Source organism: Micromonospora sp. NPDC005254, assembly GCF_042872525.1.
Taxonomy (GTDB): domain Bacteria; phylum Actinomycetota; class Actinomycetes; order Mycobacteriales; family Micromonosporaceae; genus Micromonospora.
Map to the genome: position 1 here is coordinate 119188 of NZ_JBIAKM010000012.1, position 22377 is coordinate 141564.

The window sequence follows — 22377 nt, forward strand, 5'->3', positions numbered from 1 at the left end:
GCGTACGGCGGCATGGCCTGCGGTCTGGCCAGCTCTTTAGCGAAGTGTCAATGCCGGAGCTGGAGTCCGGAAATGGGTCGACACGGAACCAACCGTCCAGAGCGGACGGTGCTGGACTCGGCGTGGAGTCCTCGGTAGAAGAAAGTCTGCCAAGATCTACTTCACCAGTCAGGACTCCACGTGATCGCTTATCGTGCCATGCTCGACGTCCCCAAGGGAACTCGTGCATCACCTTGCCCGGCTGCTGGCCACCGAACGCCGCGCCCGCGGCACCCGAAAGGGCACCAGGGCGATGACCTGCTTTCGTCAGGCGCTGATGGCGCTGGTCTGGTTCCGCAAAGGCGGGGACAAGACCCTGCTCGGCGCTGGATTCGCCGTGTCGAGGGCCACGGCGTACCGCTACATCGCCGAGGCCATCACGGTCCTGTCCGCTCAGGCCCCGGACCTACACACCGCCCTGCGGCGGGTCGCGGACGAGGGCTGGTCCCACGTGATCCTCGACGTCGGCGACATCGTCCGCGCCAGCCTCGTATTGACCCATTTCGAACACCGATACCTGCCCGATTCCCGCTGAGATCACCTCAATCAATCTCGATTCGTTCATTGACAGTCCGAGGGTCATCTGATCTCGCAGGAGTTTTACGGCACGGACGCCTTCGGCCGCAGCCTGGGCTACCTCAGCCAGCGGCCTGTGTAGCCACCGCGACCCACTCGGTACGGCCCGGCGGGTAGCCTGACACCGCAGCGCCCCTGTCCCTCGAAACGGGTCAAGCCCGTCAGCCGATCGTGGAAAGAACACTGGAGGTTCCGTGGCCAAGGGCTACTGGGTCAGTGCCTACCGCACCATTTCAGACCCTGAGAAGCTGACTGCCTACAACAAGCTGGCCGCTCCAGCCGTCCAGGCCGGGGGCGGGCGGGTCCTCTCCCGCGGCGGTCGAGTCGTCGCACACGACGCCGGAATCGCCGAGCGCACCGTCCTGATCGAGTTCGACAGCTTCGAACAGGCCGTCGCGGCACACGAGAGCGAGGCCTACCAGGAGGCGCTGGTCGCCCTCTCCGACGGCGTCGAGCGCGACTTCCGCATCATCGAAGGCATCGACTGACCGGGGCGACCGCGCCAACGCCAGCGATTTCACCTTTCTGAACGACTCCTGCGCTTGCCAGGCGTCGTTGCGGCGGGATGAGGGCTGACGCAACTCCTCTGGCGACCGGCTCGTTGGTGACACGGGGCGGACGGAGGCGGACGATGGCGGCGGGGCGGGGTGCCGAGCTGCTGCGCCCTCCCACCAGTTCGGGCCGTGCCACTTTCCTGGAGCTGTTCTTCGATCTGGCCTTCGTCGTTGCCCTCACCCGGGTCTCGCAACGATTCGCCACCTTGAGCGATGACACTGGCTGGGCGCTCGTCACCGGGTTCGGACGTACCCTGCTGCTCTTTCTGGCGCTCTGGCTGGTCTGGTCGCACACCGCCTGGATCACCAGTCGCTACGAACCAGAGCAACCGATCATTCAAGCCGTCGTGGTCGGCACCATGTTCGCCGGCCTGATCATGGCGGTGACGTTGCCACGCGCCATGGAGGAGCGAGCGCTCCCGTTCACGGCCGCGTACCTGATGGTGATGGTGGTGCGGCCAGTGGTGATCGCCGCCGCGCTGCGTGGCCACCCGCGACGGCTGGTGCCGATCCGACTTGCCGTGTGGGCCTCGGCGAGCGCGCCGCTGTGGCTGGCCGGCGCGCTGGGCCCGGACCGACTCCGCCTGCCGCTGTGGGCTGCCGCACTCGCCGTCGACTACCTCGCCTGGGCCCTGGGCTGGCCGCTGCCGTGGCTCGGGGTGTCGAAAGTAGGTCGGTGGCGGATCGAGGGGACCCATCTCGCGGACCGTTATCAACAGATGTTTCTCATCGCACTCGGTGAGTCGATTCTGGTTATCGGCGTGGTCTTCAGCGGCGCGGACTATTCCGCGGAGCGGGCCGCCGCCTTCGCGGTCGCGTTCGTCACCAGCGCGCTGCTCTGGCGGATCTACTTCTACCGCGCCGGTTTGCTGTTGACGCAGGCGTTCGGCCGAGCGGGTATGCCGGGCCGGCTGGGCGCGGTGTTGGAACGGACGCATCTGTTGATCGTGCTAAGCGTGCTCGTCACGGCGGTCGGCTACGAGCTGGTGATCGATCATCCGTTCGGGCAGCCGCGGCCCAGTTGGCTGCTGTTCGTGGTGGGCGGTCCGATGCTCTTCCTCGTCGCCCGTATGCGGCTGGAGTACGAGGTCTTCGGCCGGGTTTCCCGACCCCCCATGATCGGCTTGGTGGCCCTGCTGCTGTTCACGCCGGCGTTGGCCCGTTGGACGCCGATGGCCGGGCTGAGCGTGGTGGCCGGAGTGCTGGCCCTGGTCGCGCTACTCGACGCGCTGCGAAGCCGGGGGCAGCCGCTGGAGGGTCCCGCCTCGCCGATCGGACGGGAGACGTCCGGAGATCGCGACTCCGAGGCGTGACGCGGCGGTCCTGCGCACCTGCTGCGCGGGCGGAACCACGTGGCGAGGACGGCGGCTGACGCGATCTCCGTGTCCAACACCGCCACGGCCGAAGCGGAGGCGAGGCGGTCGATCGCCGCGATGACCCGTGTCGCCGGGTAATCGCCCGGCGTGGCACGCACCGGGCGCGGATGCCGCACCTGCGCTGCTGTCACGGGTAGTGGCGAGCCCCACTCGATCAATAGTGGCCAGATAGAACGGTCGGTCTTGACGGCGGAAGTGTCGGTCGGTACGGTTCTCAGGGACAGAACGTTCGTTCCACCTGGCGCAGCCGGGTGCGCGGCTGTCCCTGAAGGAGAGCGCCATGCCTACCAAGATCACCCTCGTTATCGGTAATCCCGCCGACCCTGCCGAGTTCGAGAAGGTCTACGCCGACGTGCGTCGGGCCGCGGAGACATTCCCGAAGGTTCAGCGGGTCGAGTCAGCCAAGGTGTGGCCGAAGAAGGACGGCACGCCTACTCCCGCGTACCGGACGCTCGACCTGTACTTCGCCAGCTACGAGGACGCCTCCGCCGCGGTCGCGACGCCCGCTGCCGGCGCCGTCTTCGGTGGGCTCCAGGGCGTGCAGGTGGAGATCACGGGGCTGTTCTCCAACATCGAGTAGCACCGCCGTCTTGTCCCGGCGGTGGCCCGCACCCGCTGGGCGTCCCTCCGCTCCGGAATCACCGAGAGGATGACCATGACCACCCTTGCCGTTCCCGGCATCTCGACGACGGCCGCTGCCTTGCGGCGGTTGTATTTCGGCCGCTTCGCCTTCGCAATCGTCTGGGCTGCCGTGACGTTTCCACTCGCCCAGCACCTCAACCCCCTCACCGTCGCGCTGCTCGTGCTCTACCCGCTGTTCGACGTGGCCGCCGCCATCGTCGATGTCCGCGCGTCGCGGGCCACCGGATCGCCCACCCTGCTGTACGTGAACGTCGCGATCAGCCTGCTCGCCGCGGTGGGCCTGGGCATCGCCGGCGCGTCCGGCATCCCGGCGGTCCTGCGTGTCTGGGGCGCCTGGGCGGTCGTGGCCGGGCTGGTTCAGCTGATCGTGGGCGTCACCCGCCGCAAGATGGGTGGCCAGTGGCCGATGATCATTAGCGGTGGCATCTCCGTCATTGCCGGTGGATCGTTCTTCGCGGCTGCCTCCGCGGACAACCCGGCGCTGACCAACGCGATCGGCTACGCCATCCCCGGCGCTATCTTCTTCCTCATCGCAGCCATCCGCCTCGGCCGCGCCGCGAAGGGGAACTGACGTGCAGAACGCCACGTACGACGTCATTGTCATCGGCGCGGAGCCGGTGGGGGAGAACGTCGCCGACCGCGTCGTGCGGGGCGGCCTGACCGCCGCGATCGTCGAGCGGGAACTGGTGGGTGGTGAGTGCTCGTACTGGGCCTGCATGCCGACCAAGGCGTTGCTGCGCAGCCAGACGGCGCTCCGGGCGGCTCGTCAGCTGCCCGGAGCGCGCGAGGCGGTGACCGGCGATCTGGACGCGGCGGCCGTGCTGCGCCGCCGGGACTCCTTCGCCTCGCACTGGAAGGACGACGGCCAGGTGTCCTGGCTGAATTCGGCGGGGATCGCGCTGTATCGGGGCCAGGGGCGGATCAGCTCCGACCGGTTCGTCGAGGTGACCGGCGCGGACGGCGCCCCGACCTCGCTCACCGCCCGACACGCGGTCGTCATCGCGACCGGAAGTAGCGCGCTGGTGCCGGACATCGCCGGCCTGCATGAGGCGGCGCCGTGGACCAGCCGTGAGGCCGCCGCCGCGAGCGAGGTTCCCGGCCGGCTCGCCATCATCGGTGGTGGCGTGGTGGCCGCGGAGATGGCGACGGCGTACGCCGGCCTCGGATCGTCGGTGACGGTCCTCGCGCGGGACGGAGTGCTCACGCTGGCGGAGCCGTTCGTCGGCGAGCGGGTCACGCAGTCCCTGCGAGAAGCCGGCGTGTCCGTCCAACTCGGTGCCGAGGCCACCTCGGTGAGCCGCGACGGCGACGGCACGGTGCACATCACGCTCACCGACGGCGACCAGGTCGAGGCCGACGAAATCCTCGTTGCGATCGGCCGTACGCCGAACACGCACGACGTCGGCCTCGACCGGATCGGCCTGAAGCCGGGCGCCTGGCTCACGGTCGACGACACCCTGCGAGTGGTCGACGGTGCCGGCGCGTTGATCGGCGACGGATGGCTGTACGCGGCCGGGGACGTCAACCGGCGGGTGCTCCTGACCCACCAGGGCAAGTACCAGGCTCGAGCGGTGGGCGACGTGATCGTGGCGCGGGCCAGGGGCGAAGCGCCAGACGAACGCCCGTGGGGTCGGCACGTCGCCACCGCCGACGCGCGCGCCGTGCCGCAGGTCGTCTTCACCGACCCGGAGGTCGCGTCGGTGGGGCTGACCGCAGCCGCCGCCGAGGCCGCCGGGCTGCGGACCCGGGTCGTCGACTACGACCTGGCCGCCGTCGCCGGGTCCGCGCTGCATGCCGACGGCTACCAGGGGCATGCCCGGATGGTCGTGGACGAGGACCGGCGGGTCATCGTCGGCTTCACCCTCGTCGGCCCGGACGTCGCGGAACTGCTCCATGCCGCGACGATCGCCGTCGTCGGTGAGGTCCCCCTGGAGCGGCTGTGGCACGCCGTTCCCGCGTACCCGACCGTCAGCGAGGTCTGGCTACGTCTGCTCGAGGCGTACGGCCGCTGACCCGAGCCGTTCGGCCGTGCTCGCCACCGCCGGCCGGGCACCCGTTGCGACGAGGCTCACGAACGGGCTCAACCGGTGGTGGCAACACGAAGGAGCTGGGTCATCCCCTCACCGGGGGTGGCCCAGCTCGACGTCGTGCGGCAACGGTCGCGCGAGGACTAGCGGGCCGACTCTGCCGACTGACGCTCCGAGTTGATCCTGAGGAGTCCTTCGACACCGCGCAGGAAGGTCTCGGACACCAACGTGGGGTCGGAAAGGCATCCGGCTGCCATGGCGCCGTCCCGGAGCATGACGAAGTGGCGTGCCGCGGGATCCGCCGTTTCTTCGTGGACCTGTGCCATGAGCATGGTGATGGTGTCCAGGAACCATTGCCGGTGGGCCGTGAGTTCTTGGTGCACGGGATGGTTCGTGTCGGGGTATTCCGCTGCGGCGTTCAGAAAGGCGCACCCGCGAAACCCGGGGGACTGGATGTTCTGAGCGATGGAACCCGCGATGGCCAGGAGTGGATCGACCGGCGATCGGTTGGCGGCGATGGCCTCGTCGACCATGCCGCGCTCCAGCTGATGCACCTTACGTAGGTAGGCCAGGATGAGGTCGTCCTTGCTGGGGAAGTGCCGGTAGAACGTGGCCCTGGTCACCTTCGCCTCGGCGATGATCCGGTCGACGCCGACGGAGTGAATGCCCTCCGCGTAGAAGATTCTGATCGCCGTGCGGAGAAGCCTGAGCCGTGCCTCAGAGGGCCGGGCATCGGGTTCGTCGCGCGTCATCCCACCATCTTAGCGACAGAACGTTCGGTCTGATCTGTGCCTGCGATATTGGACGAGGCCCTCCGTTCGTCGATCCCACTGACGGCGCCCTCGTCGATGCGGGATTCTGGATGCGGCAAGCCGGAGCCGGGATCGCGGGCTGACGCGTATTGCCGGGGAAATGCTCCGTTGACCGTCCTTGTCGGCCCGGTCTGCGTATCGCCGGCGGTGGGCAGTGCGGCCTCTCGTGGCTGGCGGTCTGGCACTCTGTGCGGATGCGACGGGTCACCGTGCTGGGCTCCTCTGGCGCCTTCCCCGAGCCGGGCCGTGCCTGTAGCGGTTTCGCGGTGGACTGGGACGGCTACCGCCTGGTGCTCGACCTGGGCTACGCCACGCTGCCGCGGCTGCTCGGGCACTGGCCAGACGGTGCGGTCGACGCTGTCGTCATCACCCATGAGCACCCCGATCACTGCGTCGACCTGCACGGACTGTTCCGGATGCGGTTCTACGGATCCTCTGCTGAACCACGGCTGGCGTTGTACTGCCCGCCGGGCGTGCTCGACCGGATCAGCGGCCTGGAGCCGGACGTCGACCTGCACGCGGTCTTCGACGTGCATCCGCTGCCCGGCACCTACCGGGTGGGACCCTTCGACCTGACCGGACTGTCCCTTCCGCACCACGTGCCCAATGCGGGCATTCGGATCGAGGCCGACGGGACAGCGGTGGCCTACTCCGGGGACACCGGCCCGACCCCCGTGCTGGCCGAGCTCGGCCGCGACGCCGATCTGTTCATCGTCGAGGCCACCGACCGCGACGGCGAGACCGACCGACCCACCCGCCATCTGATGACCTCCACCGAGGCCGGTCACTGGGCTCGCCGGGCGGGCGCCCGCCGCCTGCTGCTCACCCACTTCTGGCCGGGCAACGACCGGGCAGCCGCAGTGGCCGCCGCACAGCTGGAGTTCGACGGGCCTGTGCTGGCGGCCGAAGAAGGCCTCACCGTCCTGCTCGGCACACCAGATCCGGTGACGACCGGAAGCAGGTAGCCGGGATGAGTGCTCGTACGGTGGGATTCATCGGGCTCGGCATCATGGGCGTGCCCGTGGCGACGAACCTCGTCAACGCGGGCGTCGACGTGGTCGTCTGGGCACGTACGCCCGGGCCCGTCGCGGAGCTTGTCGCCGCCGGAGCGCGCGCGGCCGACGACCTTCCGGGAGTGTTCGACGCGGCTGGGACGGTCATCCGAGGTCGAGGGCGCGACAGCGCGTAGTTCGTCGCACCGTGAAAGGGGTCCGGCGCGCTGCGGGCTCGCCGAATAGGCTTTGGCCATGAGTGGCGTGCTGAACCCTCCGCGCGACGCGGTGAATCCCCTTCGTCAGTTCACGATCGACCAGCTCCGGCAACGGACGAGCCTCAAGTGGCGGGAGTACCCCGACGACGTGCTGCCGCTCTGGGTGGCCGAGATGGACGTGCCGTTGGCCGAGCCGGTCGCCACCGCGATCACCGACGCTGTCGCGCGCGGCGACACCGGTTACACCGCCGGCACGGCGTACCCGCAGGCGCTGGCGGAGTTCGCCCGGCGGCGGTGGGGTTGGGACGGGCTGGCGGTGGAACGTACGGCGCTGGTGCCCGACGTGATGCACGGCGTCGTCGAGGCGTTGGGGTTGGTCACCGAGCCGGGGGACGCGGTGGTCGTCAACTGCCCGGTCTACCCACCGTTCTACGAGTTCGTGGCGCACGCCGGCCGCCGGATCGTGGAGGCACCGCTCGGCGGGGACCTGCGGATCGACCTCGGCACGCTTCAGGACGCGTTCCGGCAGGCTCGTTCCGGTGGGCGGCCGGCGGCGTACCTGCTGTGCAGCCCGCACAACCCGACCGGCGTCCTGCACACCGCGGACGAGTTGGCCGCCGTCGCCCACCTGGCCGAGCGGCACGGGGTGCGGGTGATCGCCGACGAGATCCACGCTCCGGTGGTGCTCGGGGGAGCGCGCTTCGTGCCGTACCTCTCGGTGCCGGGCGCCGAGAACGGCCTGTCGCTGATGTCCGCCTCCAAGGGGTGGAACCTGGCCGGCCTGCGCGGTGCGCTGCTGATCGCCGGCCCGGCCGCGGCGGGAGACCTCGCCCGCGTTCCGTTCGGGGCCAGTGTCAGCACCAGCCACCTCGGCGTGATCGCTCACACCGCCGCCTTCCGCGACGGCGGCGAGTGGCTCGACGCCCTGTTGACCGGCCTGGACGACAACCGTCGGCTCCTCGCGGCGCTGCTCGCCGAGCATCTGCCCGCCATCGGCTACGAGCCCGGTCAGGCCACCTATCTCGCCTGGCTCGACTGCCGCGCGCTGGGCCTCGGTGACGACCCCGCGGCCGTGTTCCTCGACCGCGGCCGGGTGGCGCTCAACTCCGGTACGGCCTTCGGCACCGGGGGCGGCGGTCACGTCCGGCTGAATCTGGCCACCGCGCCGGAGTTGATCACCGAGGCGGTACGCCGAATGGCCCTCGCCGTCGCGGGATAGGCCACCCGCGACGCGGCCGACCGGAGGGTGCCCGTGCTACCGGCGGTTGCGGGCCTCGGCCTCGGTGTCGAGCAGGTCGTTGAGTGTCAGCGCGGAGTTGATCAGCGACAGGTGGCTGAACGCCTGGGGGTAGTTGCCGATCTGCTCCCCGGTCACGGCGATCTCCTCGGCGTAGAGGCCGAGGTGGTTGCTGAAGGTGAACATCTTCTCGAACGTGAGTCGGGCGTCGTCGAGGCGACCGGACCGGGCCAGCGCCTCGACGTACCAGAAGGTGCACATGTTGAAGGTGCCCTCATGGCCGGGGAGACCGTCGGGGGAGTGGACCGGGTCGTACCGGTGGACCAGGCTGTCGGAGACCAGTTCGCGTTCGATCGCCTCCAGGGTGGACTGCCACAGTGGGTCGCTCGGCGTGACGAAACCGACGGAGGGCATGGCGAGCAGCGCCGCGTCCAGCACGCTCTCGTCGTACGCCTGCACGAAGGTGCCGCGCTCCCGGTTGTATCCGCGGGCCATGACCTGGTCGTAGATCCGGTTGCGCTGCTCGGTCCAGCAGGTCATGTCCCCGGGCCGGCCGGTGCGGGTGGCGAGCCGGATGGCCCGGTCCAGCGCCACCCAGGACATCACCCGCCCGAAGGTGTAGTTGCGGGGGTGGTGGCGGCTCTCCCAGATGCCGGCGTCGCGCTGATCCCAGTTGTGGCAGAGCCAGTCGACGAGCCGGACGGTGCTCTTCCACACCTGGTGCGAGACGCGGATGCCCTGTTCGTCGGCGAGGTGCATGGCGTAGAGCGCCTCGCCGTGGATGTCGAGCTGAAGCTGGTCGGCGGCGCCGTTGCCGATCCGCACCGGCCGCGAGCCGCGGTAGCCCTCCAGATGCTCGAGAACCTCCTCGTGCAGGTCGGAGGAGCCGTCCACCCGGTACATGAGCTTCAGGGGATCCTGGTGGTCGCCGGCTTCGCGGATCCGCTCGTCCAGCCACGTCATGTACCGGCTGACCTCCTCGGTGAAACCGAGCCCGAGCAGCGCGTGCACCGAGAACGACGTGTCGCGTACCCAGGTGTAGCGGTAGTCCCAGTTGCGGGTTCCGCCGACCAGCTCGGGCAGCGCCGCCGTGGGCGCGGCGATCATCGCGCCGGTCGGGGCGTACGTCATGAGTTTCAGCGTGATGGCGGAGCGCTCGACCATCTCCCGCCACCGGCCGGTGTAGCGGGAGCGTTCGACCCAGCGCCGCCAGTAGTCCCGGGTCCACTCGAACACGCCCTGGATCTCCTCCGCCGGGATGACGCGCGGCTCGGTGCCGGCGGTCTCCAGGACCACGCCGCCGGTGTCGCCCTCGTTCAGGGTGCCGTACCCGACGAGGTCGTCGCCCTCAAGGCGGATCTCGCCGCGTTCGGAGATCAACCGGCCAGTGGGGTCCACCGGGTTGAACGTCAGCGTCGCCGACCGGCTGCGAAAGACGTAGCCGTTGCGGTAGCGCTCCAGCTGATGCGCTTCCCGGGCGTAGTCGAATCGCGGCCGGCACTCCACGCGGAAGCGCATGCTGCCGCGGACCATGGTGACGATGCGGACCAGGCGGTGCACGTCGGTGACCCGCTCGCCCGTCACCGGCATGAAGTCCATCACCTCGGCCACGCCGTCCGCGCTGATGAACCGGGTGATCAGGATGGGCGTGCCGGGGAGGTAGAGCTGTTTGGTGACGTACCGGACGTCGTGTGGCGCGATGCGGAAGTAGCCGCCCTTGTCCTTGTCCAGCAGGGCCGCGAAGATGCTCGGCGAGTCGAAGCGCGGCGCGCAGAACCAGTCGACCGTGCCGTCACACGTCACCAGCGCGGCGGTCTGCAGGTCGCCGATGAGTCCGTGATCCTCGATCGCCGGATAGCTGTCCACGTCTCTCCCCGGTTTGGCTGCGTCCTGCGCATCGAACCTAGGGGGAGAACTGTCGGCTCAGGCGAGATTCACGTTCAGCCACCCTGTCGTGCGGGCAGGGGATCTCGGGCCCTGGGACACGGGAAGCCACCCCTCTCGCCAGGGCGGCCTGACCCCCTGGGCGGCGGCGTGCTACTCAGGGGCGGGGTCGTGGTGCGGGCCGAGGTGGCTGATCTCGTACCCGTCGGGGTAGCTCCTGGCTCTCATGCCCTCGGCGAACAGCGGTGTCGTCCGTGGCGACCCGCACCACCGCTGCAGCCGCGAGCGCGTCTTCAGCGCCACGTGCAGGCCGGCCCGGACTGGCCACGGCGGCGCGTCGACCCGCGTCGCGCGTCGCAGCGGCGCGTCGTACATGGCGCTGACCAGCGCGTCTCCCAGCGGTGCGAGCAGCCGGGGGAGCCGCGTGAGCAGCAACATCCGGGTCGCCCGCTCGATGGCCGCCGCCTCGTCGTTGGGCTGCAGGTGAACCTCGTCGTGCGCGTCGAACCAGGACTCGAACTCGGCGTACGACCCGGGGATGTCCGTGATGCCCATCCGCCGGCCCAGCTCCCGGTAGAACAGATACGTCGCCTGCCGCTCGTGGCAGCAGGGCGGGCGCCAGCCGTACTCCTGCAACCAGCGCGTCGGAATCACGACCAGGCAGCCGAGGACGTAGCGGAAGTCGTCGTTGCCGATGTCGTACGGGCGGTGGATCTGGTTGACGCGCCGCAGCGCGTCGCGGCCACGGGGTTGGTCGAAGCCGTTGAGCACCATCTCGTACATCAACAGGCCGGTGTCGTCGATGCGCTTCTGGGTGCGGTCGGTCAGCTCGCCGGTGGCGGTGTGCACGGCGGCGATGGCGGGGATGGAGAAGGACCGGTTGAAGGCGAGGTTGAGCCCGAGCTTCATGTCCCAGGGGAACTCGCGGCGCAGCATGGTCTGGTAGATGTCCAGGTAGTCACGCTGCGGTTCCAGCGTGCGGGTCCGCTTCAGGTTGTCGTAGCGGCCTCTCATCGGCGGGCCTCTCCAGACATCGGCACGGAACGTGAGTGTAAGCTCGCTCCAGTTTGGAACACAGACGGGCGGGGTGGGCATGGCGCACGGCGCCCGCGACGAGGTGCTCGGCCGCCTGGCCGAAGCGGTCGGGTCCGTCGCCGTCGCACACCCGACGCGGGTCGCCATCGACGGACCGCCCGCCGCCGGCAAGACCACCCTCGCCGACGAGCTGGCCGTCGTCCTGCGCGCACAGGGCCGCGACGTCATCCGCGCGACGATCGACGACTTTCTCTTCCCCCGGGCACAGCGCTATCCGCGCGGCGAGTACTCGGCCGAAGGCTGCTACTTCGACACCCACGACCACGAGGCGCTGAACCGGGTTCTGCTGGATCCGCTCGGCCCGGACGGAGACCGACGCTTCCAACACGCGGTCTACGACTCCACCACGGACACCGTGGTGTCCCCGCCGGTCGCGACCGCCTCGACCGACGCGGTGCTGCTCTTCGACGGCGTCTTCCTCATGCGCCCGGAACTGATCGACCGGTGGGACCTGCGCGTCTTCGTGTCGGTCGCGCTCGAGGCGACGGTGGATCGTGCCGTGGTCCGAGAGAGCCGGGTGTCATCCCGGGCCGACGTCGAACGGCGCTGGCGGGAGCTTTACATCCCCTCCCAGCAGCTCTACGACGCGACGGTCCGCCCGACCGATCATGCCGACATCATCGTGCACAACGACGACCCCCGGCAGCCGGTCTGGGAGACGCTGGACCGGTTCGCGAGCCGCTCTGAGCGCCCGCACAGTCGGTCAAGTCCTACGCCGGCACCACGCCGATAGTTGACTTGACGGCGGCGGCGCCGAGCCGCTGGTGATCTGACAGACGTGCCCCGGTCTGGCCCGAGTTTGCGTCAGTCCTCGTCCGTCGGGCTGGGGCGGTTCTTGGCGATCCAGGATCGAACAGCCTTGCCATCCCAGACGCGGCCCATGCTCAAGGTGGCGAGGGGGTCAGGGAATCCCTTGCGGCCCACGATGATCGTGGCACGCTGCTTGCTGATCCCGCCAAGCAAGTCGCGGATCTCATCCAGCCCAAGCAGCTCCACAATCTGACGGTATGAGCCCTGCGAATTGAACGAGGCCATACAGGGTGGAACAACGCCTTTAGGGGTTGCCCTCGTACAACCCCTTGTGATGCGATAGGTGAATACCCGACGCGTCACTTTTGCGGAATATCTGACGGCCGTTGCCCTGACCCTGGCTCGCAGACATAAGCCGGTGTGGTCGTGGATCAAGTGGCGCAACGTCTGCAAGTGCGGGAATGAGCTGCCCTGTCGAGCCAGGCACAAGGTTCCGACCAACCGGGGTCACTGGCCAGGTGAGAGCCGATGACCGCGCACGGACCGGTCCTCCCGCTGTGGCTGTGCGAGGCGTGTGACCGCCCCTGGCCATGTGCCATACGCCGGGTGGAACTGCTGGGGGAGTACGCCACGTCGCCGGTGGGTCTCCGGACTTACATGGGATCGCACCTGGTGGCAGCCGCGCTGGACATGTCCTGGGCTCCCACCGACGCTGTGTACCGCAGGTTCCTCGGATGGCTCGCATGAAGGCCGGCGACTTGTTGATCGTGGGGCGAGAAGCCAGCGTGCAGTTCATCCGCCCCATCCGGTTCCGCGTGATCCGCGTACTCGATTGGATCACCTACGACGGGTGGGTCTGGCTCGATGGGTACCAGCTCGACGATCGAGGCGACGCGGTGGCGCGACGGTCGATCTTCGTCATGGAGGAGGGGCTGCGATCCGCCCCGGCACCCGTCACGATCGGGCAACCGGGGCGGAAAAGGGTTCCCAACCGTCGCGTTACGGCCTGAGCCGTATCGCCGGGTGTTGATGGACAGGTCCGGGCGTCGGGGTCGCCTCCGGGCCGCCCTCAGTACGGATAGCCCGGGACGTTGAGCCGCACGCTGTAGAGGCCGGAGTCGCCCCACGCACCCGAGGTGATGTAAAGGGTCTGCCGATCGGGCCCACCGAAGGCCACGTTTGTCGTCCCGGAGAAGCCGGGCCGGATCGTGCCGAGCTGGGTGCCCGTGGGGGAGTAGACGTGGACCAGGGAGTCCGAGCCCGACGCCCAGTACACGTTGCCGGCGCAGTCGATCGTGACGCCGTCCGGACCGCCGATGTAGTTCACGAACACGCTGCGCGCGCCGGTGGTGCCATCGGGCTGGACGGCGTACTTGTAGATCTTGTTCTCGGAGTAGGCGCCCACGTACAGCGTGGATCCGTCCGGCGAGAGCGCGATGCCGTTGGGCTGGCGCAACTGGTCGTCCACCAGCGACACCTGCCCGTTGGAGACGCGGAAGACGCTGGTACGACCGGACATCTGGTCCGGGCGGTTGCCGCGCTGGAAGTTGGGGTCGGTGAAGTAGGTGACGCCATCGGACCGGACCGCGACGTCGTTGGGCGAGTTGAACGCCCGGCCCTGGTAGTTCGCCGCGACGGTGCTGCGGCTCCGGTCGCTCAACCGGTACGCGGACACGCTGCGCTGGTCGTGGGTGGCCGCGATGACCTGCTGGCCGTCGGCGCTGAGCGCCAGACCGTTGCTGCCGGCGTTGGCGATGAACGTGTCGAAGGTCGACGGCGGGGTGAACCGGCGGATCGTCGACGGCTGCACGTTGTACGGCCCGGTGCCGGCGGCCATGTCGGAGAAGAGCAGATAACCACCGTCGGCGACCCAGACGGGTCCTTCAAGGAAGTTGAAGCCGCTTCGGATCTTCGTCGCCGTCACGGAGCTGGACGGCAGCGGTGACCCGGACCCGGCCCCCGTCAGGCACGCTCCGGGCGGTGTGCCGGGCGGGCCGGCGAGCGCGACGGCGGCCGTGGTGTGAGCGCTCACAGGTGCGGCGGCGGGCAGCGGGGCGGCGCTGGCCGCGAGGCAGAGTCCGGCCAGGACGGCGATGGTGGGACGCCGGATCATCGGATGCTCCAATCGGCGTCGGCGGGTCGCGAGGACCGGCCGACGATCTCGGGGTCGCGGGGCGGGCACGGTGCTGGTGGGGCAGCCGGCCCGGTCCCGCTATTCCAGGTGGAAGGTGGCGGAGGCGCGTTCGCCGCTCGAACTGACCGCCTCCAGGTAGAGCAGACCGTCGCGGTGGCGGACGTAGCGCCCCGGGTAGTTCTGCGACTCCAACGAGAGCCCGGCGCTGTCCGCCAGGCCCGACCGGCGCTGGAAGCTCGCGTCGCTGGAGAAGACCGACGAGCCGTCGTTCCGCGCGATGGACAGGGCGAAGCCGTAGTGACGCAGGTAGTAGCCCGGGAAGTTGGTGGATTCCAGCGACACCGTTCCGCCGCCGGCCAGGCCGCTGACGATGCGGAACTGGCTGTCGGCGAGGTTGGTGACGTTCGGCTCGACTCGGGCCCGGTAGTCGTAGTGTCGGATGTAGCTGGTGGTCAGGTCGTGCGACCGCAGCCGGACCGGGGTAACCCCGTCGGGCACCGGGATGCCGAAGTTGGGGGTGCCGTCGGCGTTCCAGTACAGCTTCTGCACCCTGGTCCGTCGGTTCGGGTCGTTGAGCGGATCGCCGCTGATGTCCCGGTAGTTGCGGTCGTGATAGACCAGGATGTCGCTCTGCCCGTCCTCGGAGACGGTGAACGAATTGTGACCGGGACCGTACTGGCCGGTGGCCGCGCTGCTGGTGAACACCGGGTTGGGGCTCTTGCTCCAGGCGGCGGGGTCGAGCAGGTTCGCGGTGGCGGAGGCGCTCAGCATCCCGAGGCAGTAGTTGGCGTCGGTGGCGCTGGCCGAGTAGGTCAGGAAGAGGCGGCCGTTGCGCTGGATCACCGCGGGGCCCTCGGCGACCCGGTAGCCGCGGGTCTCCCAGTCGTACGTCGGCACGACGAGTCGGGTCACGGTGCCGGTGATCTGCCACGGGTTGGCGCCCATCCGGGCGAGGTAGACGTTCGAGTTGGTGGAGATGCCCGGCTCCTGCTGCGCCCAGGTCAGGTAGCGCACGCCGTTGGCCACGAAGGTCGAGGCGTCCAGGCTGAAGGTGTCCCAGGGTGTCGTGATCCGGCCGCGTTCAATCCACGAACCGGTCAGCGGATTCGCGTTGGCGTTCTCCAGCACGTACATCCGGATGCGCCACACGTCGTCGGTCCGGCCGGCGGCGAAGTAGACGTACCACCGGTTGTTGATGAAGTGGATCTCCGGCGCCCAGATGTGGGCGCCCATCTCTCCGCTGGTGTGCCGGCTCCAGATCGTCGTCTCCGCGGCCGTCGCCAACCCTTGCAGGGTGGTCGCACGCCGCAGCACGATCCGGTCGTACTGCGGCACGGTCGCGGTCAGGTAGTAGTAGCCGTCGGTGTGCCGGAAGATGTGTGGATCGGCCCGCTGGTTGGCCAGCGGGTTGGTGTAGCTCACGGCGGCTGCGGCGTGCGCCGGCCCGGCCATCGGCAGGCCGGCCGACACGGCGAGCACCACCAGCACCGCGGCCAGGACCGATCGGGGGCGTCGGGCGCCACCGCGGCCGGTACGCCCCGGGCCGGTGACTCGGCCGGCGGCGGCATCGGCTCGGTGGAGTCGCAGCGGCATCTGTCCTCCGTGACGTCTGTGCGCGAGAGCCGATCGGCCGCGAAAGCGGCGATCAACCCGCGGCACCCGCTGGGAAGGAACGCCCGCGGGCCGGGATCATGTCGAGCGCGTTGCGCCCACGTAACGGCCCTAAGTGTTGGCGCTAACATCGATGAGTGTCAAGATGTTCCGGACGCTGCGGCAGAGGGCGGTGCCGACCATGGCATCCAACGCGGCGGACAGATCACCACGATCGAGCGCGACGTGCGGCGGAACGGGACGTTTCGCGGTCGCGGAACGGGTAATCAGGCACGCCGGCGTGGCCGGCGGATGAACACTGTCACGGAGCAAGGGAGCGCGTGTCATGCCCGATCCGGAGCCCACCATCGTCCTCGTGCACGGCGCGTTCGCCGAGTCGGCGAGCTGGAACGGCGTGATCGAGCGGCTGGGCGCCGCGTACAACGTGGTGGCCGCCGCGAACCCGCTGCGCAGCGTCGCGGGCGACGCCGCGTACGTGCGGGACGTGGTACGTGGGATCGGCGGCCCGGTCGTCCTCGTCGGTCATTCGTACGGCGGCATGGTGATCACGCAGGCCGCGGCGGGCGACACAACGGTGCGGGCCCTGGTGTACGTCAACGCCTTTGCTCCGGACACCGGCGAATCGGCGCTGTCGCTGTCCGGGAAGTTCCCCGGCAGCACGCTCGCCGACACCCTGGTGCAGTACCCGGTGTCGACCGGCGGCAACGAGGTGGCGATCGGCCAGGACGCCTATCACGCGCAGTTCGCCGCGGACGTGTCGGGCGACCTTGCCGCGCTGATGGCCCGTACCCAGCGGCCGATCACCGAGCAGGCCCTGAGCGACGGGCTCTCCGGCGACCCCGCCTGGCGATCCCTGCCCAGCTGGTTCGTGTTCGGCGACGCCGACATGAACATCCCGGCCGCCGCGCACCGGTTCATGGCCGAGCGGGCCGCCCCGCGGGGCCAGCGCGAGATCGTCGGTGGCTCGCACGCGATGGCGGTGGCCCGGCCGGGTGAGGTCGCCGAGTCGATCATCGAGGCGGTCCGGGCCACCTGAGTGGCCGACGCGACGCGCGGGTCACGTCGTAGCGAGCCGACCCGGGCCGGGCGCAGCGACTGATCAACCGCCGGGACCGGTCGTCTCCCGGCTCGTCGTGGACGCATGGCGACGCCTCGGTGGGAAGGCGGCTATGGTGCCCGGGTGGTGATCGAGGGGTGGCACGGCTGGGTCGGCTCGTTCACCGGCGTCGTGCTCATCACGGTGGCCGCACTGCCGTTGGCCGCGCTGGCGGTGTGGGCTCTGGCCCGCCGTCGGCGTGCGAACGGCGCCCCGTGGGCGTGGCGAACGTCGTTGGCCGAGGTCGGCATCGTGTACGGGACGCTGCCGTGGGTCTGGATGATCATGTTGCCGGGCTCCCGGGCGGGTGCTGTTCCCGGGCGGCTGAGCCTGGTGCCGCTCCGTGACCTGTTCACCATCTTCTCCGACGGAGGGCTGCTGACACTGACGGGTCAGGTCGTCGGCAACCTCCTGGTGTTCGCGGCGTTGGGATTCTTCGCTCCGCTGCGGTTCGCGGCACTGGCGTCCGTACCACGGATCCTGGCGCTCGCCGCGGGCTGCTCGGTCCTGGTCGAGGCCGCGCAGTACGTCCTGCGGTTGGACCGGGTGACGTCCGTGGACGATGTACTGCTCAACGCCGCCGGCGCCGGGCTGGCCGCGCTCGCGGCGCGCCGCTGGTGGCGCGGCAGGGCCGACACGGCGTCGGATCGGCCGCGATCGGTCACGGCGTCGCCACGCTGACCTCCGGGATCCGCCCCAGCGAGCCTTCGCGCGCGATGGTTTCGTCGACGTCCAGGCCCCGTGCGCTCACCGGGACACTCCGCCGGAGCCCGCCGCCAGTACCAAGCGGATTTCGCGGCTTCACGCACCGCTGCCGCCGGTCGTCTCCCGGTAGGCAGCCGCGATCCCGGCCAGCCCGCGGCCCAGCTCGGGGCCGCGTACCCCGGCGTAGCCGACGACCAGCGCCGGCGGTCGGTCGTCCGCACGCAGGGCGTAGAAGCGGCCGCCGCGGACCAGCACCGACCGACGGCGGGCCGCCTGCACCAACGCCTCCTCGGCGCACCGCGCCGGCAGCACCAGGTACGCCTGGAGCCCGCCGTTCTGACCGAGGACGGTGACGTCGGGCAGGTGGCGGGAGACGAACTGCTGGACCGCCTGACGGCGTTTCTGGACGTCGGCGCCGAGTCGGCGCAGGTGCCGGTCGAACGCGCCGGTGTCGATCAGCCGGGCGAAGGCGAGTTGCTCCAGGCCGGAGCAGCCGATGTCCCAGCCGGCGCGGATCCGCTCGACGCGTGCGGTCAGGTCGGGCGGAGTGGCCAGCCAGCCGAGGCGCAGCGCCGGGGCGAGGACCTTGCTGGCGCTGCCGGCGTAGATCACCCGGTCCGGTGCGAGGCTCTGCAGCGCCGGCATCCGCTGCGCCGGGGCGACCAGGGCGGCGTCGAAGTCGTCCTCGACGAGGTAACCGTCCACCTCCTGCGCCCAGGCGACCAGGTGCGCCCGGCGTTGCGCGCTGAGCGTGACCCCGGTCGGGAACTGGCTGGCCGGGGTGACGAGCGCGGCGCGGACCCCGCTCGCGGCCAGCGCGTCGACCCGGATGCCGTCGCTGTCCACCGGGATGCCCACCGGACGCAGTCCGGCCTCGGCGATGAACTCCCACTCGCCCGGGTGCCCCGGGTCCTCCACCCCGATGGTGTCGTGGCCCCGGTCGCGCAACTCGCGGCAGAGCAGCGCGAGGCCCTGCGCGAAGCCTGACGTGATCATGAGGTGTTCGGGTCGGGTGCGGACGCCGCGGACCCGGCCGAGGTAGCCGGCGAGGGTGTGCCGGACGACGGGCAGGCCGGACGGTGGGGCGTACCCCAGCTCCCGGCGGCCGGCCGAGGTGACCACCGCGCTGACCGCCCGGATCCAGTCCTGGCGGGGGAAGGTGGAGTCGTGCAGGCCGCCGGTGCGCAGGTCGTGGACCGCCGCGGCGGGCGCACGGTCGTCCGGGGTGAGCGCCGAGCCGACGTCGGTACGCGTCGCCGCCACGGACGTGCCCGAGCCGTGCTGGGAGACGAGGTACCCCTCGGCGCAGAGCTGTTCGTACGCCTCGACGACCACACTGCGGGACACCCCGAGGTCGGCGGCGAGTTGCCGGCTCGACGGCACGCGGGTGCCGGGACGCAGCGTGCCCTCCTCGATCTGCGTACGAAATGCGTTACGGAGCTGCACCGCCAGCGTTTCACGTGATTGCGCATCTATTGACAGGCTTAGATTCAGGGACAAGTGGTCCGCTCCGAGATCGTCGAAGTGGTATGGACAGCGTGATCCGTGCCTGTGGAAAGTGTTGGCCGGGCGCGCAACCGCTCACTGACCGGCGAATCAGGGCGTACGTTCCGAGAATGTCCAATGCGGACGCCTCCACCGCCGGTGCCAGAGTGGTCGTGCGAGTCCTTTCGTCTGGGGGGAAGGGTCCGACCTGCCGCGTCGCCGGTGGGGTCAGCGCCAACGGTGGCGCGGAATCGGGCTGTTCAGAGGGGGTTCCGCAAGTGTCACTATTGTCAACAGAGCTCGCCACGTGGCCCATCCCGTCGCATTCGGTGGCGGCGGCGCATACACCATTGACCAACTCAATTCCCATAGAGGTGACATCTGTCACACTGCCGTCGATCGATCCTTTGTTGCTCTATACGGCACTCGCGGAAAGTTGCACTGACAACGATCTGTATCTCTTCGAAAGCCTGGACGGCCCGGCGCAGGACCGGTGTGCGGCAGCCGTCGGCTGGGGTCTTCTCGCCGAGGTGCGGTTCATCGCCGACCGGCTGGAGGTGACCGCCGAGGGTGCGCTCGGCGACGCCGTGGCCGCCGTGCTGACCGCCGTCCTGGGCGAGCCGGTCCGGCGCCGCGGCGCCCAGCGGGTCTGGCCGGTCGCCGGACCGAGCGAGGTGTGGGCCGCCGTCCGGGCCGTGCAGCGGGCGTTCGCGGTCCGCACCATAGTCCCCGCCGACAGCTTCGCCTTCGGTTTCCTCACCACCCTGGCGTACGAGGCCGCGCGGGACATGGACGAGCTCTGGATCGACCGGGTGGTCGACGACATCCCGCGCTGCACACTCGCGCTGTTCCGGCACACCGTCTGGTGGGACCTGCGCGCCGGCACGGTGCGGCAGCTCTGCGCCTCCGGCCCGCACCTGCCGCCGGACGACGCCGCCGCCCGGCTGCCGGACCTTCCCGGGCCGGCCGACGGCCACCCGGACGTGCCGGCCGCCCCGCCGCCCAGCCTGGTCCGGGACACCGTCGACGAGGAGACGTTCGCCGCCCGGGTGAAGCAGTGCCTGCGGCACATCGAGGTGGGGGACAGCTACCAGATCCAGATCGGCCACCGGATCGACGTCGAGACCACGCTCACGCCGCTGGAGGTCTACCGACGGCTGCGCCACCGCAACCCGTCGCCGTACATGTACCTGACCCCGTGGGCCGGCCAGACCGTCATCGGGGCGAGCCCGGAGCTGTTCCTGCGCATCGAACAGGGCCGACTGTCGATGCGGCCGATCGCCGGCACCGCGCCCCGGGCCACCGACCCGGAGACCGACCGCCGGCGGGTGGCCGAGCTGGCGGCCAGCGAGAAGGAACGGGCCGAGCACGTCATGCTTGTCGACCTGTGCCGCAACGACATCGGCCGGGTCTGCGTGCCCGGCACGCTCAGCGTCGACGCCATGTTCGACGTCGAGCCGTTCGCGTACGTGCACCACCTGGTCTCCACCGTCTCCGGCCAGCTCGCCGACGACGCCGACGTGTGGGCGGCGATCTGCGCCACCTTCCCGGCCGGCACCATGACCGGCGCCCCGAAGCTGCGGGCGATGGAGATCATCGACGGCTTGGAGGACGAGCCTCGGGGCGTCTACGCGGGCGCCGTCGGGCTCGTGGACGTCCGCGGGTACGCCGTGCTCGCGCTCTGCATCCGCACCGCCGTGCACGACGGCCGGTACTACCGCACCCAGGCGTCCGCCGGGGTGGTCGCCGACTCCACACCCGGCGACGAGTGGCGGGAGACGCTGGCCAAGATGAACGCCACGTTCTGGGCCCTGACCGGTGCGGAGTTGCTGTCGTGAAGGTCCTGCTCGTCGACGCGTACGACAGTTTCACCCACATCATCGACCAGTACCTGCGGACGCTCGGCGCGCGGACCGTGGTGGTCCGCTCCCGAACGCGGACCAGCGACCAGCTCGCGGCCCTGCGACCGGACGCGGTGGTGCTCGGCCCCGGGCCGGGTCATCCCGCCGAGTCCGGGCACGTGGAGCTGGTGCACGCCTTCGCCGGCCAGGTCCCGCTGCTCGGCGTCTGCCTCGGTCATCAGGCGATCGGCCTCGCGTACGGGGGGACGGTCGCGGTCGCCCGGCACCTGATGCACGGCAAGACCAGCGTCGTCACGCACGACGGTCGAGGGGTCTTCGACGGCGCGCCCGCCCCGCTCACCGTGACCCGCTACCACTCGCTCATCGTCGCGGACCCGGCGCCGCTGGCCCTGCACGTCACCGCGCGGTCGTCCGACGACGGCTACGTGATGGGGGTACGACACCGGGCCCTGGCGGTCGAGGGGGTGCAGTTCCACCCGGAGAGCGTGCTCACCGAGGACGGGCTGCGCCTGTTCGACAACTTCCTGCGCAGCGCGTCGGCGACGCTGACGGCGGGTTCGTCATGACCGACCGGTCGGCACCCCTCGCCGTGGTCACCGGCGCGGCGGGCGGCATCGGTCGGGCCGTGACCGCGGCCCTGACCGAGTCCGGGCACCGCGTGCTCGGCGTGGACGTCGACCCGGCTGTCGACCCGGCGGCGTACGCCTCGCTGGTCGCCGACGTGGCCGTGCCGGAGCAGGTCGAGCAGCTCTTCGCGGAGATCCGCGAGCGGTACGGCCTGCCGGAGGTGCTGGTGAACAACGCCGGGGTCTACCACGCCCGGGCCTTCCTCGACTACGACCCGAAGACGTACGCGCAGGTGTTCGACGTCAACGTGGGCGCCGCGTTCTTCTGCACGCAGGCGTTCGCCCGCGCCCTGATCAGCGCCGGCCGGCCCGGCACGGTGGTCAACGTCGCCTCGATCAGCGGGCAGTCCGGCAGCCCGGACGCGGCGTACGGGGCGTCAAAGGGTGCGTGCATCGCGCTCACCCACAGCCTCGGCCGGTCACTCGCCGAGCACCGCATCCGGGTCAACGCGGTCGCTCCCGGCCTGGTCGAGACCCCGATGGCCGCCCGGATTCCGGCGCAGCGTCGCGACGACTACCGGGCCCGGATTCCCGTCGGCCGGTTCGGCACACCGGCCGAGATCGCCGCGGCCGTCGCCTGGCTCGCCGACCCGGCCAGCAGCTACGTCACCGCCACTGTGGTGGACGTCAACGGCGGCCTGCACTGAGCCGCGTCA

The 22377-nt window shown here is 70.1% G+C and carries 23 protein-coding genes; 16 read left to right on the forward strand and 7 right to left on the reverse strand.

Features of this window, described 5'->3' with window-relative positions:
- Window positions 1–223 precede the first annotated feature (223 nt).
- The 6 genes from ACFYPR_RS29900 (at window position 224) to ACFYPR_RS29925 (ending at window position 5199) form a co-directional block, all read left to right on the forward strand.
- Window positions 224–574 carry a transposase family protein gene (locus ACFYPR_RS29900; protein ID WP_355136564.1) on the forward strand — a complete coding sequence of 117 codons (351 nt, stop codon included), beginning with the start codon at window positions 224–226 and terminating at the stop codon, window positions 572–574.
- A gap of 235 nt (window positions 575–809) precedes the next feature.
- Window positions 810–1103, forward strand: coding sequence for a DUF1330 domain-containing protein (locus tag ACFYPR_RS29905; RefSeq protein WP_354855645.1), 294 nt, complete (start codon window positions 810–812; stop codon window positions 1101–1103).
- Window positions 1104–1246: 143 nt separating this feature from the next.
- A complete protein-coding gene (locus ACFYPR_RS29910; protein WP_387263815.1) occupies window positions 1247–2482 on the forward strand; it encodes a low temperature requirement protein A in 1236 nt (411 codons plus the stop codon).
- Between the two features lie 343 nt (window positions 2483–2825).
- Window positions 2826–3125 (forward strand): hypothetical protein, encoded by a 300-nt coding sequence (locus ACFYPR_RS29915; RefSeq protein WP_387263818.1) that lies wholly within the window; start codon window positions 2826–2828, stop codon window positions 3123–3125.
- Between the two features lie 75 nt (window positions 3126–3200).
- The gene (locus tag ACFYPR_RS29920) at window positions 3201–3758 is read left to right on the forward strand and encodes a hypothetical protein (RefSeq protein WP_355065935.1); all 558 of its coding nucleotides are present in this window, start codon (window positions 3201–3203) and stop codon (window positions 3756–3758) included.
- 1 nt (window position 3759) lies between these two features.
- A complete protein-coding gene (locus tag ACFYPR_RS29925) occupies window positions 3760–5199 on the forward strand; it encodes a dihydrolipoyl dehydrogenase family protein (protein WP_387263821.1) in 1440 nt (479 codons plus the stop codon).
- Between the two features lie 158 nt (window positions 5200–5357).
- On the opposite strand, the gene ACFYPR_RS29930 is transcribed toward ACFYPR_RS29925, so the two are convergent.
- Window positions 5358–5966, reverse strand: a complete 609-nt coding sequence (locus ACFYPR_RS29930) for a helix-turn-helix domain-containing protein (RefSeq protein ID WP_354855640.1) — start codon at window positions 5964–5966, stop codon at window positions 5358–5360.
- A gap of 254 nt (window positions 5967–6220) precedes the next feature.
- Here ACFYPR_RS29930 and ACFYPR_RS29935 point away from each other — a divergent pair, with 254 nt between their 5' ends.
- The 3 genes from ACFYPR_RS29935 to ACFYPR_RS29945 are packed head-to-tail and all read left to right on the forward strand — an operon-like array spanning window position 6221 to window position 8455.
- Window positions 6221–6991, forward strand: coding sequence for an MBL fold metallo-hydrolase (locus ACFYPR_RS29935; protein ID WP_355065938.1), 771 nt, complete (start codon window positions 6221–6223; stop codon window positions 6989–6991).
- Window positions 6992–6996: 5 nt separating this feature from the next.
- A complete protein-coding gene (locus ACFYPR_RS29940) occupies window positions 6997–7215 on the forward strand; it encodes an NAD(P)-binding domain-containing protein (protein ID WP_387263824.1) in 219 nt (72 codons plus the stop codon).
- 58 nt (window positions 7216–7273) lie between these two features.
- On the forward strand, window positions 7274–8455 hold the full coding sequence (locus ACFYPR_RS29945) for an aminotransferase class I/II-fold pyridoxal phosphate-dependent enzyme (RefSeq protein WP_355065941.1): 1182 nt from the start codon (window positions 7274–7276) through the stop codon (window positions 8453–8455).
- 36 nt (window positions 8456–8491) lie between these two features.
- Here the strand turns inward: ACFYPR_RS29945 and ACFYPR_RS29950 are convergent, their stop codons facing one another.
- Together ACFYPR_RS29950 and ACFYPR_RS29955 are read right to left on the reverse strand one after the other, a co-directional pair.
- Complete coding sequence (locus ACFYPR_RS29950; protein WP_387263827.1) at window positions 8492–10339, reverse strand: glycoside hydrolase family 15 protein; 1848 nt, start codon at window positions 10337–10339, stop codon at window positions 8492–8494.
- A 171-nt stretch (window positions 10340–10510) separates the two neighbouring features.
- Window positions 10511–11371: an oxygenase MpaB family protein gene (locus tag ACFYPR_RS29955; RefSeq protein ID WP_387183022.1), complete on the reverse strand. Its 861-nt coding sequence runs from the start codon at window positions 11369–11371 to the stop codon at window positions 10511–10513.
- Between the two features lie 79 nt (window positions 11372–11450).
- Between ACFYPR_RS29955 and ACFYPR_RS29960 the strand changes: the two genes are divergently transcribed.
- The gene (locus tag ACFYPR_RS29960) at window positions 11451–12185 is read left to right on the forward strand and encodes a cytidylate kinase family protein (protein WP_387263830.1); all 735 of its coding nucleotides are present in this window, start codon (window positions 11451–11453) and stop codon (window positions 12183–12185) included.
- Window positions 12186–12256: 71 nt separating this feature from the next.
- Here ACFYPR_RS29960 and ACFYPR_RS29965 read toward each other — a convergent pair whose 3' ends face one another.
- Window positions 12257–12448: a hypothetical protein gene (locus ACFYPR_RS29965; protein ID WP_354855634.1), complete on the reverse strand. Its 192-nt coding sequence runs from the start codon at window positions 12446–12448 to the stop codon at window positions 12257–12259.
- A gap of 488 nt (window positions 12449–12936) precedes the next feature.
- Between ACFYPR_RS29965 and ACFYPR_RS29970 the strand changes: the two genes are divergently transcribed.
- Window positions 12937–13212 carry a hypothetical protein gene (locus ACFYPR_RS29970; protein WP_387263833.1) on the forward strand — a complete coding sequence of 92 codons (276 nt, stop codon included), beginning with the start codon at window positions 12937–12939 and terminating at the stop codon, window positions 13210–13212.
- Between the two features lie 59 nt (window positions 13213–13271).
- Here ACFYPR_RS29970 and ACFYPR_RS29975 read toward each other — a convergent pair whose 3' ends face one another.
- Window positions 13272–14315, reverse strand: coding sequence for an SMP-30/gluconolactonase/LRE family protein (locus tag ACFYPR_RS29975; RefSeq protein ID WP_387263835.1), 1044 nt, complete (start codon window positions 14313–14315; stop codon window positions 13272–13274).
- Window positions 14316–14414: 99 nt separating this feature from the next.
- On the reverse strand, window positions 14415–15929 hold the full coding sequence (locus ACFYPR_RS29980; protein ID WP_387263838.1) for a family 43 glycosylhydrolase: 1515 nt from the start codon (window positions 15927–15929) through the stop codon (window positions 14415–14417).
- 343 nt (window positions 15930–16272) lie between these two features.
- Here ACFYPR_RS29980 and ACFYPR_RS29985 point away from each other — a divergent pair, with 343 nt between their 5' ends.
- Both ACFYPR_RS29985 and ACFYPR_RS29990 read left to right on the forward strand, forming a co-directional pair.
- Window positions 16273–16983, forward strand: coding sequence for an alpha/beta fold hydrolase (locus ACFYPR_RS29985; RefSeq protein ID WP_387263840.1), 711 nt, complete (start codon window positions 16273–16275; stop codon window positions 16981–16983).
- Between the two features lie 144 nt (window positions 16984–17127).
- Complete coding sequence (locus tag ACFYPR_RS29990; protein ID WP_387263843.1) at window positions 17128–17724, forward strand: VanZ family protein; 597 nt, start codon at window positions 17128–17130, stop codon at window positions 17722–17724.
- A gap of 120 nt (window positions 17725–17844) precedes the next feature.
- Here ACFYPR_RS29990 and ACFYPR_RS29995 read toward each other — a convergent pair whose 3' ends face one another.
- Window positions 17845–19194, reverse strand: coding sequence for a PLP-dependent aminotransferase family protein (locus ACFYPR_RS29995; protein ID WP_387263845.1), 1350 nt, complete (start codon window positions 19192–19194; stop codon window positions 17845–17847).
- Between the two features lie 569 nt (window positions 19195–19763).
- Between ACFYPR_RS29995 and ACFYPR_RS30000 the strand changes: the two genes are divergently transcribed.
- Genes ACFYPR_RS30000 through ACFYPR_RS30010 form a run of 3 tightly spaced genes read left to right on the forward strand, consistent with a single transcriptional unit; the run spans window position 19764 to window position 22368 of the window.
- On the forward strand, window positions 19764–21071 hold the full coding sequence (locus ACFYPR_RS30000; RefSeq protein ID WP_387263848.1) for an anthranilate synthase component I family protein: 1308 nt from the start codon (window positions 19764–19766) through the stop codon (window positions 21069–21071).
- Window positions 21068–21661 carry an aminodeoxychorismate/anthranilate synthase component II gene (locus tag ACFYPR_RS30005; protein ID WP_354855627.1) on the forward strand — a complete coding sequence of 198 codons (594 nt, stop codon included), beginning with the start codon at window positions 21068–21070 and terminating at the stop codon, window positions 21659–21661. Before ACFYPR_RS30000 ends, ACFYPR_RS30005 begins: the two co-directional genes overlap by 4 nt.
- Window positions 21658–22368, forward strand: a complete 711-nt coding sequence (locus tag ACFYPR_RS30010) for an SDR family oxidoreductase (protein WP_354855626.1) — start codon at window positions 21658–21660, stop codon at window positions 22366–22368. Before ACFYPR_RS30005 ends, ACFYPR_RS30010 begins: the two co-directional genes overlap by 4 nt.
- Window positions 22369–22377 lie beyond the last annotated feature (9 nt).